Origin of the sequence: uncultured Tenacibaculum sp. (assembly GCF_947498805.1) — a bacterium.
GTDB lineage: Bacteria > Bacteroidota > Bacteroidia > Flavobacteriales > Flavobacteriaceae > Polaribacter.
In genome coordinates this window covers 1-15207 of sequence record NZ_CANMLT010000001.1, presented here as the reverse complement: position 1 = coordinate 15207, position 15207 = coordinate 1, and the positions used below count along the sequence as shown (strand labels likewise).

The 15207-nt window shown below is 32.3% G+C and carries 13 protein-coding genes and 1 other RNA gene; 8 read left to right on the top strand and 6 right to left on the bottom strand.

What is annotated here, in order from left to right; translation table 11 throughout:
- Positions 1 to 190: 190 nt before the first annotated feature.
- Both Q0873_RS00070 and Q0873_RS00065 read left to right on the top strand, forming a co-directional pair.
- A complete protein-coding gene (locus Q0873_RS00070; protein ID WP_299103654.1) occupies positions 191 to 2926 on the top strand; it encodes a TonB-dependent receptor in 2736 nt (911 codons plus the stop codon).
- Positions 2926 to 3993: a phytase gene (locus Q0873_RS00065; protein ID WP_299103653.1), complete on the top strand. Its 1068-nt coding sequence runs from the start codon at positions 2926 to 2928 to the stop codon at positions 3991 to 3993. Before Q0873_RS00070 ends, Q0873_RS00065 begins: the two co-directional genes overlap by 1 nt.
- A 36-nt stretch (positions 3994 to 4029) precedes the next feature.
- On the opposite strand, the gene Q0873_RS00060 is transcribed toward Q0873_RS00065, so the two are convergent.
- From Q0873_RS00060 to Q0873_RS00050, 3 genes are all read right to left on the bottom strand, one after another.
- On the bottom strand, positions 4030 to 4554 hold the full coding sequence (locus Q0873_RS00060; protein ID WP_299103652.1) for a DUF4136 domain-containing protein: 525 nt from the start codon (positions 4552 to 4554) through the stop codon (positions 4030 to 4032).
- A 98-nt stretch (positions 4555 to 4652) separates the two neighbouring features.
- A complete protein-coding gene (locus tag Q0873_RS00055; protein WP_299103651.1) occupies positions 4653 to 6143 on the bottom strand; it encodes a S8 family serine peptidase in 1491 nt (496 codons plus the stop codon).
- Positions 6144 to 6292: 149 nt separating this feature from the next.
- Positions 6293 to 7282, bottom strand: a complete 990-nt coding sequence (locus tag Q0873_RS00050) for a M28 family peptidase (protein ID WP_299103650.1) — start codon at positions 7280 to 7282, stop codon at positions 6293 to 6295.
- 70 nt (positions 7283 to 7352) lie between these two features.
- Between Q0873_RS00050 and kdsA the strand changes: the two genes are divergently transcribed.
- From kdsA to Q0873_RS00035, 3 genes are read left to right on the top strand one after another with little or no spacing between them, the layout of a single operon-like run.
- The gene (gene kdsA, locus Q0873_RS00045) at positions 7353 to 8171 is read left to right on the top strand and encodes a 3-deoxy-8-phosphooctulonate synthase (protein WP_299103649.1); all 819 of its coding nucleotides are present in this window, start codon (positions 7353 to 7355) and stop codon (positions 8169 to 8171) included.
- 48 nt (positions 8172 to 8219) lie between these two features.
- Complete coding sequence (locus Q0873_RS00040; protein WP_299103648.1) at positions 8220 to 9170, top strand: transglutaminase domain-containing protein; 951 nt, start codon at positions 8220 to 8222, stop codon at positions 9168 to 9170.
- 33 nt (positions 9171 to 9203) lie between these two features.
- Positions 9204 to 10178, top strand: coding sequence for a transglutaminase domain-containing protein (locus Q0873_RS00035; protein ID WP_299103647.1), 975 nt, complete (start codon positions 9204 to 9206; stop codon positions 10176 to 10178).
- Here Q0873_RS00035 and Q0873_RS00030 read toward each other — a convergent pair.
- Positions 10165 to 10506, bottom strand: coding sequence for a DUF1801 domain-containing protein (locus tag Q0873_RS00030; RefSeq protein WP_299103646.1), 342 nt, complete (start codon positions 10504 to 10506; stop codon positions 10165 to 10167). The genes Q0873_RS00035 and Q0873_RS00030 overlap by 14 nt on opposite strands.
- A gap of 120 nt (positions 10507 to 10626) precedes the next feature.
- Here Q0873_RS00030 and Q0873_RS00025 point away from each other — a divergent pair, with 120 nt between their 5' ends.
- Positions 10627 to 11538 (top strand): transporter, encoded by a 912-nt coding sequence (locus Q0873_RS00025; RefSeq protein ID WP_299103645.1) that lies wholly within the window; start codon positions 10627 to 10629, stop codon positions 11536 to 11538.
- A 37-nt stretch (positions 11539 to 11575) separates the two neighbouring features.
- Here Q0873_RS00025 and Q0873_RS00020 read toward each other — a convergent pair whose 3' ends face one another.
- Positions 11576 to 11791: a DUF3820 family protein gene (locus tag Q0873_RS00020; protein WP_299103644.1), complete on the bottom strand. Its 216-nt coding sequence runs from the start codon at positions 11789 to 11791 to the stop codon at positions 11576 to 11578.
- Between the two features lie 39 nt (positions 11792 to 11830).
- Positions 11831 to 13039 (bottom strand): NAD(P)-dependent oxidoreductase, encoded by a 1209-nt coding sequence (locus Q0873_RS00015; protein ID WP_299103643.1) that lies wholly within the window; start codon positions 13037 to 13039, stop codon positions 11831 to 11833.
- Between the two features lie 252 nt (positions 13040 to 13291).
- Between Q0873_RS00015 and ssrA the strand changes: the two genes are divergently transcribed.
- Positions 13292 to 13686, top strand: a transfer-messenger RNA (tmRNA) gene (ssrA, locus tag Q0873_RS00010).
- A gap of 364 nt (positions 13687 to 14050) precedes the next feature.
- The coding region (locus Q0873_RS00005; RefSeq protein WP_299103642.1) for a tetratricopeptide repeat protein at positions 14051 to 15207 on the top strand (1157 nt) is incomplete at its 3' end.

The following is a 15207-nucleotide window of genomic DNA, read 5'->3' as shown; positions in this document are numbered from 1 at the left end:
CTATGTTTTTTAAATGTAATTTTTAGATTAACTAAAATTAAACAAAACATTACAGAATATTAAACAGATTAACAACTTATTAATCTTTTCCTCAACGTTTTATAATTATTTACTAACAATATCCAAATACAGTTGCCATTTTTCATAGATAATTTTGCCCAGAATAATTCTACATCAATTAAAATATACAATGAAAAAACTACTACTTTTTGTTATTTGTCTAATAAGTATATGGGGATATGCTCAAGACAAATCTAGTCTAAGAGGAAGAATCTTGGATGAAAACAACTTACCCTTACCAGGTGCAACTGTATTAATTCCATCACTTAAAATAGGAATTCCAAGTGATTTTAACGGATATTACGAACTGATTGATTTACCAGAGGGAACTCATAAGATAACCGTAACATTTATTGGGTACCAAGATATTGAAGAGACCATTTCTATTAATGGTGGGACTTCTCTTAAAGACTTTTCATTACAACCTAAAACAGATAAGTTAGATGAAGTAATTATAAAAGGTAGTATTGGTAAAGGTCAAGCGAAAGCTTTAAACCAACAAAAAAACAAAGCCAATATTACCAATATCATCTCGGCAGATCAAGTAGGAAAATTTCCAGATGCTAATATTGGAGATGCTTTAAAACGTGTACCAGGTATTTCAATGCAAAATGATCAAGGAGAAGCGAGAGATATTATCATTAGAGGTCTAGCTCCTCAATTAAACTCTGTTACTTTAAATGGAGACAGAATACCTTCTGCTGAAGGAGATAATCGAAGAGTTCAAATGGATTTAATTCCTTCTGATATGATTCAAACTATTGAGGTTAACAAAGCGGTTACACCAGATATGGAAGGAGATGCTATTGGAGGTTCAGTAAATTTAATTACACGATCGGCTCCAAGTACCTTTAGAGCCTTTTTAACCGGTGCCTATGGTCAAAATCCTGTAAGAAATACTCCTAACTATAACTTTTCTGGTTTAGTAGCCAATAGAGCTTTTAATAAAAAGTTAGGTTATGTGTTGAATGCTTCATACAACTCTAACGAATATGGATCTGATAATGTTGAGTTTGAATGGGAAAACGATAACGGAAACAGCTATTTAGGAGAGCATGATATTAGAAGATATGATGTAAAAAGAAACCGTTTAAGTCTTTCTGCTAATTTTGACTTAAACGTTGATCAAAACAATACGTTCTTTTTTAAATCAATGTACAATCAACGAAAAGATTTTGAAAACAGGTATCGTGTGCGTTTTAGAAAAATTGATGCTCCAGATGCTAGTGGAATTTCAAAAGCAGAAGTACGTCGTCAAACAAAAGGAGGAATTAACAACAGTACTAATGATAATACTCGTTTAGAAAAACAAAGTGTTTACAAACTATCTATTGGAGGAGAACACTTAATCTTTGGAAATGTAAAATTATTGTGGAAGACAGGAGTTTCGCAAGCCAAAGAAGAACGTCCAAATGAGCGTTATATCCGTTTTGAAAATGATGATATCGAAGTAAGACAAGATTTTTCAAGAGCAAAATTTCCGACATTAATTCCTACAAATAATGATTTTAACGATCCAACAAAATTTGTCTATGATGAAGTAACTCAAGAAAAACGTTTTACTAGAGAACGTAAAATGAGTTCGAATATTGATGTTTTAATTCCGGTAAATGCTACAGGAGATTATAAAAATGAGCTTAAATTTGGATTTAAACACAAATACAAAGAGAAAATACGAGATAATAACTTCTTTGAATATGATTTAGAAAGCCAGTTTCCTACCATGAATTTAACTACTACCGTAGATTATACTGTTAATGGTTATTTAGCTGGAGACAACTATAAATCTGGATTATTTACCTCTAGAGAGTTCTTAGGAAGTCTAAATTTAACTAATGGTGAAGCTGTTTTAGATGAATATGTTCCTGGCAACTATGATGCTGATGAAAACATTTATGCTTTTTATGGAATGTTAAATCAAAAGCTTGGAGAAAACTTCTCTATTATTGCTGGAGTTAGAGCTGAAAAAACTGCCATTGATTATAGTGGTTTTGACTTAAAAATTGAAGAGGAAGAAGTAACTACAACTTCGGGAAGCAACTCTTACATTAATTGGTTACCAAACTTACATGCAAAGTATAAAATAAATAAGAATACGCTTCTTAGAGCAGCTTGGACCAACACTATCGCCAGACCAAATTACTTCGACTTAGTACCATATAGAAATATCAATAGTGATGATTTAGAGGCTGAATATGGAAATCCAAACTTGAATCCTACAGAATCTATGAATTTCGATTTGATGTTTGAACATTATTTTAGCAATGTAGGTATTATTTCTGCCGGTTTATTTTACAAAGACATCGATCAGTTTATATATAACTCTATTTCAAGAGAATCTATTACTATTGGAACCAATACAGAAATATACGATGTTACAAGACCATTTAATGGAGGAAGTGCTGAAATTTATGGATTTGAGATAGCTCTACAACGTAAATTAAACTTCTTACCTAGCTTTTTAAGAAACTTAACAGTTTACGGAAACTATACTTTTACAGATTCTAAAACAGACGGAATTGTTGGTAGAGAAAAAGGACTCCCATTAGCAGGAGCTGTAAAAAATATGTTCAACGGTTCTTTAGCCTATGAAACAGCAAAACTATCTGTAAGGGCTTCTCTAAACTTTGCCGATGACTATATCTTTGAATATGGAAAAGATAAATTTACAGATTCATTCTACGATCAACAATTATTCTTAGATGTAAATGCTGCTTATAACATTACTAAAAACTTACGTATTTACGCAGAAGCAAAGAATTTAACCAATCAAGAATTACGCTTTTACCAAGGAACCAAAAATCAAACTAGACAAGCTGAATTCTACGATTATAACTGGAACATTGGTATTAAATACAATTTTTAATGATGAAGCATATTTTTAAAATACTTATCGTTTGTGCAGGTTTTGTTGCTTGTAAAAAAGAAAAGAAAGCAGCTCCTCAAACACCAACCTCAACTATTATTGCTTTGACTGCCGATGCAGAAACAACACCGGTAACCTCTTTTGATGATGCTGCGGATGATCCTTGTGTTTGGATTAACCCTATAGACATTTCTAAATCGACTATTATTGGTACTAATAAAAAAGAGGGATTAGAAGTATATAGTTTAGAAGGAGAACGTTTATACTCATATAAAATAGGTCGTGTAAACAACGTAGACATTAGAGATGGATTCACATTAAACGGAACAAAAGTATCTGTTGTAACTGCTAGTAATAGAACCACAAATACCATTTCTGTTTTAATTGTTAAACCAACTGGTGAATTAGAAGAAGTTGCAGCAAGACCAATCAAATCTAATCTTAACGAAGTATATGGATTAGGAATGTACAAAAGTGCAAAGACTAATAAGATCTATGTTTTTATAGTAGGTAAAGAAGGTGGAATTGAACAATGGGAATTGTTTGAAAGTAATAGTAAAATCGATGCTACATTAGTTAGATCTTTTGCTTTGAAAAGTCAAGGAGAAGGTATTGTAGCTGATGATTTTTATGGAAAAGTATATATAGGAGAAGAAGATACTGCGCTTTGGAAGTTTGATGCCGAACCAGAAGCCTCAATTGAAGCTACGCAAGTAATTAGTACTCGTGATAAAAATATGACTTCAGACTTTGAAGGAGTTACCTTATATGATGCTGGAAACGGTAAAGGATACCTTATTCTTTCCTCTCAAGGTAATAATAGTTATGCTATTATAGATAGAATTACCAATAAATACATCAATAGTTTTTCTTTAAAAGATGGACTTATTGATGGGACCTATGATACTGATGGAATTGACGTAAGCTCTAAAAACTTCGGAAGTAAGTATCCTAAAGGAATATTCATTGCTCAAGATGGAGCAAATACTCAAAATAAAGATAGTCTACAGCAAAATTTTAAAATAGTTGACTGGAGAAAAATCTCCCAAAAAGTATTGCTAGATTAGACTTAGTAGTGTGTAGTTGTTAAAAAAAGCCTCAAATTAATTTTGAGGCTTTTTGGGTGGATATTGTTCTAGAATTTTGTGAATTACTTTTTTATAATGTTGCTCTCTTTCTTCAGGAGAAGTTCTTTCTTTTACCTCTGTATTTGCAATTCCTTGCCAAATCAACTCATTTGTTTTAGCATCTACAAAATCAATTACTAGTTGTTGTTGAATTTTTCTACCTCCAATAGGAATTCCTCCGGAAATACCAAAACCAACATTTCTTCCTCCTCCAATACCTACTCCAATTGTATTTCTATTCTCTGAAACTCTTTCTTCAGAAACAATATTTACATACATGGTTGGTGCTTCATTAACACGCATTCCTTTAGACTCTAAACCTGACACAATCTCTCTTTCAATTCTTTTTACATCCAATTCATTCAATCCTTTTCCTGCATCTTCATAAAATAAAAATGTAGCATACTGTTTAAAATTGGTTTTTGAATCATAATCTGAAACTACATTTACCGATGCACATCCTACCAAAAGAAGAATTCCTAAAAGTTTAAAATATTTCATGTTTATTATTTTAAAATGTTGAATCAAAAACTATACCCAATAAAAATACGAAAAGCCTCGAATAACTTCGAGGCTTTTGTAAGATTAGTTAATTGATTTTATTGAACAGCTTTTAAAGCGTCAATATTTCCATATCCATATTCTGAATGTTTACTTGGATAAAAATCAGCAGATTCTCTCATTTTTTGTAATACTTGATCACGTGTCCAAGTTGGGTGCTTCGACCAAACTAGTGCCGCAATTCCAGCCGTTGTAGCTGTTGCTACAGAAGATCCTCCTACATAGTTAGACTGACCATTATAATAACTTAATACTGGTACTTTATTATCAGTTCCATTTGTTCTTTGCATTTGTACTGTAAAGTCTATTTTAGATCCAGTATGACAAACATCACACTTAGAATAACTATTTTCTTTTATTCCTGTTACCGCTACAGTTTCGTTCATACTAGCAGGGAAGATTACTCCATACCAAGTTGTAAATGAAGTTGATGTTCCTCCAGCAGCTAAAATCATTTTTCCCTTACTGTGTGCATACTTAACTGCATCAGACACGTTTCCTATGCTAAATGGATATCCTAACGACATCGAAATTACTTTAACATCACTTCTATTTGCTAATGCTGTTAAAGCTTCTACGATTCCTCTTTTTTCGTGATAATCGTTGATCACAACATTTTCTACAGCTCTATAACTTACTAAGTTTGCGTTATAGGCTACTCCAACTGGCAAGTTATCATTATTTCTTGGTGCCGTAGCTACAGCAGCCATACTTGTTCCGTGTCCACATTTATCATTTACTCCATCATAATTATTAGACCAAGCCCACCAAGAATCAACGAATGTTCCATACTTCTGAACAAATCTTCCTGAAGAATATCCATCATTAAAATATTGGTTCATCCATTTTTGTTCTGGAGATAAACCAGAATCAATAATTGCAACAGAAATTCCTGCTCCTGTACTATGATTCCAAGCTTGAGGAATATTATGCTTATCGAAAGTCCAAGGAACTCTTGCTCCTGGGGCTACAGTTCTATAATCAGCACTTGCGTTTACAACTCCTGCATATCCACAACCTGAACCTCCAGAAGAACTTGAACGTTCTTGAGCATTTGAGTTACTCGTAAAAAAGTCATAGCCACTAGGCTCAATATAACGAACTCTACTATCTTTTTGTAATGCTTCTATGGTAGCTTTGTTTGATACTTTTATATCAATGTAGTTAATAGTTTCGTCCACATAAATTTCTTTCTTGCCTTTTGCAGAAGTACCTTCTAAGTCTTGAATTAAATTAATTAACTGATCTTTAATATTCTCAGCCTCTGCACTTCTTGCAAAGTTATCTTTAGAAGTTCCATATCCAACAGTTAAAATATCTTCTCCATGTTTTACTGCACTCCAAATAACGTTTGCTTCTTGCTCAGTCCATTTAAAGTCACCTGTTTGTTTTAATGAAGTTTCAATTTTTTGATTAATTTCTTTTTTCGAAAGAATTTCTGCTTGTGTTTCTCGTACATCTACAGACTCATTATCTGAACAAGAAACCACTGCTAGCAATACTGCTAGACTTAAAAGTGTTTTTTTCATGATGAAGGGATTAATTTTTAAACATTGCGAATATAATATTTTTTTATGATTATTTTAACACATCCTTAAAAACCTTAACACTTATTTTAAATAGACCATAAAAAGGGGTCGCAATGCGACCCCTTTTTTAACGTATATGTTAGTTTTTTTTACTCTTCAATTACTACTCGCGTAGGCGTATCTACTCCGTTTATAATACTTTCGGTTCCTTTAGCAACCGCCTTAACAGTTTCTGTTAAAACTCCCATATCTAAAGTTTCTGCTTCGTCAGTAACTTTATGATAATCAGCATCAATATCGATTGGTGTTGTAGAAAAAGTATGCGAAGGAACTCCTAATCTTGCTAAAGAAGCATTGTCTGATCTAAAAAATAAATTGAATTTAGGATATGGATCTGGAAACAACTTATAACCAGTTCCTTCTAAATTCTTTTGAATTATTTTTCCAAAGTCAGATCGATCAAAACCTGTTAACCAAGCTGTTTTTGGTCCTGTTTTAGGTTCTTTTGCTATTAGTTCTAAATTAATTCCTGCTACAAATTTTGATGCGTCAATATCTTTTCCAAAATACTTAGATCCTACTAAGCCCATTTCTTCGGCGGTAAAACAAACAAAAACAATACTTCGTTCATTCATTCCTTTTTTAGCAAAGTACTCCGCCAATGCCAATACTCCAACCACACCTGAAGCATCATCATTTGCTCCATTAAATATACGATCTCCTTCTCCACTCTCTTTCATTCCTAAATGATCGTGATGTGCTGATACGATTACATACTCATCTTTTTTAGATTTCCCTTCTAAAACTCCAATAATATTACTCATCTCAATTCCATTATGAGTAAAATTTTGACGATAGGTTTTTAAAGTATCAAAGGTTTTTAATCCTATTCTCTTATATTCTTGCTCAATATATTTGGTTGCCTTTTCCATTCCTTCTGTCCCAGGTTTTCTCCCCTCCATTTCATCAGAAGCCAAAGTGTATAGATGCTTTCTTACAGTAGCAGAATCTATTTTTACTGCTTCTTTTATTACAACCTCTTTTTCCTCTTTGGTTTGTTCTTTTGATTGCTCCTTTTTAGTTGGAGCACAGGAAGCCAATGTTCCTAAAACTGCAATTGACAGAATTATTTTCTTCATGATGTTTATTTAATTTCAAAGCTTAAAGATAGCCAATTTAATTTCTTAATTTTGTTCAAAATTTTTACTGATGGATTTAAATCTTATTCCGAATATAAAACATACAAATTCTAACAACTTCTTTTTATTAGCGGGTCCGTGTGCTATCGAAGGTGAAGATATGGCATTGCGTATTGCTGAAAGAGTTATAGAGATTACCAATAAATTAGAAATTCCTTACGTTTTTAAAGGGAGTTTTAAGAAAGCTAACAGAAGTAGAATTGATAGTTTTACAGGTATTGGTGATGAAAAAGCATTAAAGATTTTACGTAAAGTTTCTGAAACTTTCAACGTTCCAACGGTTACTGATATTCATGAAGTATCTGATGCTGAAAAAGCTGCTCAATATGTAGATGTATTACAAATTCCTGCTTTTTTAGTTCGTCAAACTGATTTAGTTGTTGCTGCTGCTAAAACTGGTAAAGTGGTTAACTTAAAAAAAGGACAATTTATGAGTCCAGAAGCCATGCAACATGCTGTTAAGAAAGTACATGATGCAGGGAATGATAAAGCATGGATTACCGATAGGGGAACCATGTTTGGATACCAAGATATGATTGTTGATTTTCGTGGAATTCCTACCATGCGTCAATTTGCTCCTACGGTATTAGACGTAACACATTCTTTACAGCAACCAAACCAATCTAGTGGAGTTACTGGAGGAAGACCAGATATGATTGAAACTATTGCTAGAGCGGGTGTTGTTAATAATGTAGACGGATTATTTATGGAAACACATTTTGACCCTGCTAATGCCAAATCTGACGGTGCTAACATGTTGCATTTAGACCACTTAGAAAAGGTATTAGGTAATTTAGTTACCATTCGTAAAGCTATAAATAACTTATAGGCACAATTTTTGAGGATAAAAGTTGTTTCTTATGCATAACTATACAACATGAAGCAACTTTTATTTTTCCTTTTTTTTACCTCTTTTACTTTATTTGCTCAAGATTTCTCTGAAGTCAGCGAAAAAGTAGCCACGTATCCTAAACTCATCTCTGCTGAGAACCTAGCAAAAAATATTGCTCGGGACTTTTCTTCGAAAGAAAATCAATTAAAAGCAGCTTTTTACTGGATCACTAAAAACATTCGATACGATTTAGAGGAATTTTATAATCCTAAAAACAAACGGGTTAGTTTTCGTTATCGTGATGAAGCAGAACGTCTTCAAAAAATTAGAGAGATTAAAGATAATATTGTTAGAGAAACGCTTCGAAGTAGAAAAGGTGTTTGTGAAGGATATGCACAGACATTGGCTAAAATATGTTCTTTACTAAATATTGAAAACGAAGTTATTAAAGGCTATATACGTAATTCATCAACAGAAATTAATAGACCTAGAAATTCAACAAATCATGCTTGGAACGCTGTAAAGATTAATAATCAATGGAGGTTTATAGATGCTACCTGGGCAGCAGGTGCAATTATGAATGGTAAATGGCAACGAAGTTTCAATCCATATTACTACAATATTCCGAAAGACAAACATTTTAAAACACATTTTCCTGAAAGTAAACTTTGGCAACTACGAATTGGACGTATGACCCTTGATGATTTTTACAATCAACCTATTTATGCTAGTAGTTTTTTAAACTCAACGGTAAAACTAGTTTCTCCTCAAAAAGGTATACTTACTTCAAGAAATAATGAAGTAAAGATTAAACTAGGAAATATAGCCGCCAATCAACATATAATGGTTGGCTTTATGGGATATCAATTTGCTATACAACCTAAAATAGTTCGTACTAATAATATTACCACGCTTACAATAAACCCTCCAGAAGAAGCGCAAGAGTTATTTGTATTAATAGATAGAGAGGTTATGTTGGAATTCTTAATTCAGTAATTTTTCGTATTTTGTTTTTTAAAATATTGAAAAATGAAAAAGATCTTACTAATATTATTCTTTTGTTTATCGAATCAACTTTCTTTTTCTCAAGACTTTAAGAAGGTTGACCAAATCATAAAGTATTATCCTGAAATACAGACCATAGAGCAACTTGCTCAAAAAATAAATTACGATTTTAAAAATAGTAATCTAGAAAAAGTAAGAGCTATTTACACTTGGATTGGATTAAATATTAAGTATGACTACATGTTGTTTAATTCTAGTCTACTGCGCCATCCTGAATTTATTGCATACAATGATGAACACGATTTAGATTGGATTAAAAGGAGAAAAATTAAAGAAGTTGCACAAAGTACTTTTGAAGCAAGAAAAGGTTTATGTACTGGTTATGCATATCTTTTTCAAAGGATTTGCAACTTAATGGATATTCCTAATGAACTAATTTATGGATACACAAGAACCTCTTTTAGAGATATTGGTTATATTCCTAAAACCAAAAACCATGTTTGGAATTCTGTAAAAATTGACAATCGCTGGCTTCTTATGGATTTGACATTTGGATCAGGTTATATGTATAAAGACGTTTGGCAAAAAAAGTTTAATCAAGATTATTTTGACGCTAGCAAAGACTTCATAAAACTTACTCATTTTGCAACCGATTCTAAATGGAACACCTATTTGGATCAAAAAAATCTTCAGGAGTTTTGTTTAGATCCGTTTTTTAAGAACGCTTATTTAAAAAGCAATATTGAAATTATTAAACCAACCGTTGGTGAAATTGTTATCAATAAAAAAGAAAAAATTCGTCTTAGCATAAAGAAACTTCCAAACGTAGATAACATTAGATATTCTTATTTACACGACGATAAAATCTATGATGCTAGAATTGATAATAAACAAGAACAAACTACAGATATTTACTTTAAAAACCCTAAACGTGATACTAGTTTACATATTTATATTAACAATGAACTAGCCTTGGAGTACAAAGTTAAGATCCTATAATTTTTAGTATAGTAACCATAATTTCACTATCAATTTCTTCTACCGAAGTATATCGAAGCGATTTGACAAGTTTTCTGTTTTCAGAAACCAAATAAGGGCTATATGCATCTAAGCGATTCTTTGCCCAGAAGCCAACATCCACATATCCTTTTTTATGCGAAGCATTTAAATAACACAACTGCTTCCCATTTAAATAGTATACAGGTATTTTCCACTTGTATTGTAACTCTGTTTCTGGAAATGTACTTTCTATCAAAAGCTGAATATGAAGTAAGATAGACTTGAATGGTTCGGGCTGATTTAAGATGTAAAGTTCGGCAGGTTTCATGTTTTAAAAGTACACAAAAAACATCCCTTTCTTATTGTTAAATAATGTTAAATCATTTTCTTCTGAGTAATGATTATACTTTTTATCGACAGATATCAAATTAAATCAACAATTTACATAATGAAAAAAATTACCCAAGCAGTATGCATGCTTTGTATTGGATTTGGTATGACTACCACCCTAAATGCACAAGGTATGTTTGATGGCTTTATGCCAAAAAAAGGTGATCTTTCAATCACCGCTTCTTTTACAAAAAGTGATTTTGATAAGTTTTATTTAGGAGATGTTAAACAAGATGCAGTTCCTGTTCATGGAGAAATCAATCAGAACATTGTTTCTTTATTTGCTAAGTATGGTATTACAGACCGTTTATCGGCCGTAGTAAACATACCCTATATTTCAGCTGAAAATACAAGCGGAGCTCCTGATCCTGTAAACGGAGAAACTTCTATTTCTGGTTTGCAAGACATTACCTTAGGTTTAAAATTAAACGCCTATACCTTTCAATTTAAAAAAGCTGATTTAAGCATTTTAACTGCTGGGTCTATTGTTATTCCAACCAACTATGAGCCTGTAGGAATTTTATCTTTAGGTAACGGTGGATTTGGAGTAGATTTAAGATTAGGACTACACTTACAAACAGATATCGGGTTCTTCTCTACACTATACGCAGGATACAATTTAAGAGGAGATGCAGATAACAATTTAATGCCAAACAGAGGTGATTTTAATGTACCAAACTCTTTTGTTACTACTGGAAAAATTGGATATGCTAGTAAGTTTATTTATGTAGAAGCTTGGGCAGACTATAACAATTCTGAAACAGGGGTTGACATTGGATCTCCTGCATTTACTGGAAATTTCCCAGAAACAGATGTAGATTATGCCAGAGTAGGATTAACTGTATATAAAGAAATTATACCAAACTTAGGACTAAGTGCTGGTATTGGAAAAGTTATTGACGGAAGAAACTTGGGTGATTCGATTATTTATTCAGGGGGAATCACTTACAACTTGTCTTTATTAAATTAAGGGATATATTCAGACAAGGAAAAGGGAATGATGTGCATCATTCCCTTATTTTTCTTAAAATATCTTCTAGTCCATTTAATTGAAGCTCATATACCAGTCCCATCATATCTCCCAGTTTTCCTTTTGGGAACCCTTTATTTTTATACCAAACCATATAGTATTCTGGAATATCTATTAAGTATGTTCCTTTGTATTTACCAAAGGGCATTCTCATATTGGCAGTATCTATTAAAAACTGTTTGTTGGGTAGCATGCTATAAAAAATCCCGCCAAAGCGGGATTAAAATGGTTATTATTCTTTTCCGTCTACATAATCTTGAAGGTAGGCATAACGCTCGGTTAATTTACCATCATTTGTAGTCATCTTGGCTCTTTCTAAAATACCGTCTTTATCATTATTGTAAAAAGCAGGAATTACATGCTCTAAAAACATCTCTCCAAACCCTTCACTGGCATCTTTTGGTAACTCACACGGTAAGTTATCTACCGCCATTACTGTAATTGCCTTTTCATCTTTAAAGTCGATTTCTGATTCTGTTTGAGGGTCATATCCATAAATAGGATCTGCAATAGTTGAAGGACGAATTGTAGAGGCTACTGGTCCGTCTATATCACATGACACATCGGCAACATATTTAATTTTAAATTCTGGCTGTTTTGCATCTTCTCTTGTAAATAAATAGGGTGCTCCATCTCCATAGAAATGTCCTGCTATAAAGAAATCAGTCACTTTTGCATATGGCATAAAGTTGCTTTCATACCCAGATGGATCATTATAAAAAGCATACTTCTCTCCTACTTTACCATCTTTACGTTTGTTATACTCCATGACATCTGCCATACAATACACAGGCTCTGAAAAATCTGCTGTTAAATATAACGCATCACTCACTTGTTTTATATTTAGATGATCTAAGATCTCCTTTGCTCCGTAAGCTACTTTTCCTGTACCTGTTAATAAGATTTTGATGTTAGGTAAAGTAATTTTATCCAATTCTGCTTTTACCTCATCTAAATCTGCCAAAGTTTCTACTTTAGGTAAAGTAAAGATTCCTTCTCTTAAACCTAAAGCTCTAAATCCATTATATGCACCTACCAATCCTGCATAACGACCAAAACCAATTAATCGTGCTCCGCTTTCTTTTACAATAGTTTCATGATCATACATTTCAATGTTTCTTTCTAACATTGCTTTTAACAACTTACGATTATAAGGTTGTTTTTTAATGGTATGCGAAAAATAAAAGTACTTTTTATTTGGAATTAATGCATCTACAGGTACTTCTTTTACTCCTAAAAGCACATCACAATCTGCTACTTCATTTGTTACTTCTAATCCTGCATTTTTGTATGCTTGATCAGAAAAAACTCGGATATCTGAACTTTCTACCGCTATGGCTGCTTCAGGGAATTTTTCTTTTAACTCTTTCAATTTTTCTGGAGAGAATACAACTCTTCTATCTGGTGGATTTTTACGTTCTCTTATGATTCCGAATTTCATTGTTTGTTTGTATTAAAATTAAACAATTTTTTGCTTATTGTTATATTTTATAACATTTACTGCGAAAATACTTGTTTTAAAATTACTGCACAAATAGTATTTTTATATATTTGCTGCCCGCGTTAAGGATAGAGCGATTTGTTTGAGCTCTTTGGTAAGAATTTTACCAAAAGCGAGTAGCGAAAGCCTGCCCGAACGCCCATATAATTGGTATACTTTTTGCCGGTTATAATTTTAATTCTTTGACATATTGGGGACGACTGGTTTTGACAGCAAGATCAGTGATAATGTAAGCATATCGAGGAGTGAGATGACAACTCGTAAAACTTATTTCAACTTTTTAAACGGCGAAGATAACTACGCTTTAGCTGCTTAATCTGAATCATAGTAAGATAGAGCCTCGGCACACTAGGTGTGCAAGCTAAATGTCCACGAAAAGCCTTGGTTTACGGCGTTTCATTTTTGGGCATCGTAAAAGTAAACATAGAAGACTTAGTACTCCGATAGGTTTTCGAAATTTAAGGAGATAAGCTAAAAGTGGGTGGTTCTGAATCAGCTTTTAGTCGAAAATTAAATCAGAACTAAGTATGTAGAAAGCATTTGAGCTGCTTGTTTGGACCCGAGTTCGATTCTCGGCGTCTCCACAAACAACAAACCCTTTTAAGTTGAGTACTTAAAAGGGTTTGTTTTTTTGAATTAAATCGAACTTAGGATTATATTCTTTTCTAATAGAACTTTTTATCAAATTTATTAGACAAACTAAGGGTTTCCGTAATTTTAAATTATTTATTCATTTTATTTTTACAGCAAAAATTTAGTATCTAAAAATTATTCATTTTTTATAAAAATGTTACATTTGCAACGAAAGGAAAAATATAAAATGCTATGAATTTTCTTTTCATCTCTCCATAACACATAAAATTAAGTTTTCAAATTATAGAAACCTTTAAAAAGCTAAGTGTATTTACAATACACTTAACTAATTATTAATATATAAATATAAATTATACTATGAAAAATGTAACCTTGGCAATCATTGCCTTTAGTATTCTAACATTTAGAATACATGCTCAAGAAAAAGAACTAGACTGTGAGTTTAACTACAACATTGCACTCTTTTATTTAAATGGAAATGAGCACATCAAACCCAATTCAGAAAAAGCTATAAAATACTTGACTCCTTGCGTTGAAAAAGGAAATGCAGATGCCCAATATCTATTAGGAAGTATTTACGACTTACAAAAAACAGAAGAAAATTACGCAAAGGCTTTTGAATTATATAGGGCTTCTTCTGAGCAAGAAAATGCATTGGCTATGACCAACCTTGGCGTTTTATATAAGTATGGTAGAGGATGCAAACTCAATTACAACAAGGCTAGAAAGTGGTTTAAGAAAGCCGCAAAATTAGGAAATGACAAAGCTGCCTATAGTTTAGGATATCTATACTTAAAGGGTTTTGGAAACATTGAACAAGATTATAACAAAGCTGTAAAATGGTTTTTAAAAAGCGAACATCCTATGGCAAAATACTGGTTGGGGGTTTGTTATTATAACGGATATGGTGTTGAAAAAAATATTGCAAGGGCAAACGCTTTACTAGAAACAAACTTTACAGAGACTGAGACAACTATTTCAAGTTCAGCAAGTACTGATAGGGATACAGAAAATACGCAAGTAAATGAATTAATCTTACAAGAGCAGCAAGATGAAGTATTTGCCCCAGAGATTACAGAAGAAACTTTATTAGGGAAATGGAAAGGTAAGTTACTCTTATTAGATTGGTCTAAAAATCATATCAAAACCAAAAAAGATATTGAAATAATAGTTAGTCAAGAAGAAGGCACTAATGATATTGTTACTACAATTAAGCTAGAAGGACAAGAAGCAAAAGACAATGCGCTATTATTTAACAATACCATTTATTTTAACAACACACAATTAGTATTACCACACCAAGCATTTCATAAAGAGTTACCTTCTGAATTAACTTATGATTTTCTAGCAGCTGACCTAGCATTAAAAACTCTTGGAAATACCCAGTATTTAACTCTAAATACAGAGAATTATATTAAGAATTGGAAAGAAAAAGGATTGCCAATAAGAATGGTTTTAACAAAGGTTAAAGGATTTGAAAATTCTGAAGATGAATTAAGCGATGATGCCTTAAA

Coding starts and splice junctions, on each gene's coding strand:
- Q0873_RS00030 (WP_299103646.1), bottom strand. CDS start 10,506: ATGAAACCTGCCGAACTTTACATCTTAAATCAGCCCGAACCATTCAAG.
- Q0873_RS00040 (WP_299103648.1), top strand. CDS start 8,220: ATGAAGCAACTTTTATTTTTCCTTTTTTTTACCTCTTTTACTTTATTT.
- Q0873_RS00055 (WP_299103651.1), bottom strand. CDS start 6,143: ATGAAAAAAACACTTTTAAGTCTAGCAGTATTGCTAGCAGTGGTTTCT.
- Q0873_RS00020 (WP_299103644.1), bottom strand. CDS start 11,791: ATGCTACCCAACAAACAGTTTTTAATAGATACTGCCAATATGAGAATG.
- Q0873_RS00060 (WP_299103652.1), bottom strand. CDS start 4,554: ATGAAATATTTTAAACTTTTAGGAATTCTTCTTTTGGTAGGATGTGCA.
- Q0873_RS00015 (WP_299103643.1), bottom strand. CDS start 13,039: ATGAAATTCGGAATCATAAGAGAACGTAAAAATCCACCAGATAGAAGA.
- Q0873_RS00025 (WP_299103645.1), top strand. CDS start 10,627: ATGAAAAAAATTACCCAAGCAGTATGCATGCTTTGTATTGGATTTGGT.
- Q0873_RS00065 (WP_299103653.1), top strand. CDS start 2,926: ATGATGAAGCATATTTTTAAAATACTTATCGTTTGTGCAGGTTTTGTT.
- kdsA (WP_299103649.1), top strand. CDS start 7,353: ATGGATTTAAATCTTATTCCGAATATAAAACATACAAATTCTAACAAC.
- Q0873_RS00070 (WP_299103654.1), top strand. CDS start 191: ATGAAAAAACTACTACTTTTTGTTATTTGTCTAATAAGTATATGGGGA.
- Q0873_RS00035 (WP_299103647.1), top strand. CDS start 9,204: ATGAAAAAGATCTTACTAATATTATTCTTTTGTTTATCGAATCAACTT.
- Q0873_RS00050 (WP_299103650.1), bottom strand. CDS start 7,282: ATGAAGAAAATAATTCTGTCAATTGCAGTTTTAGGAACATTGGCTTCC.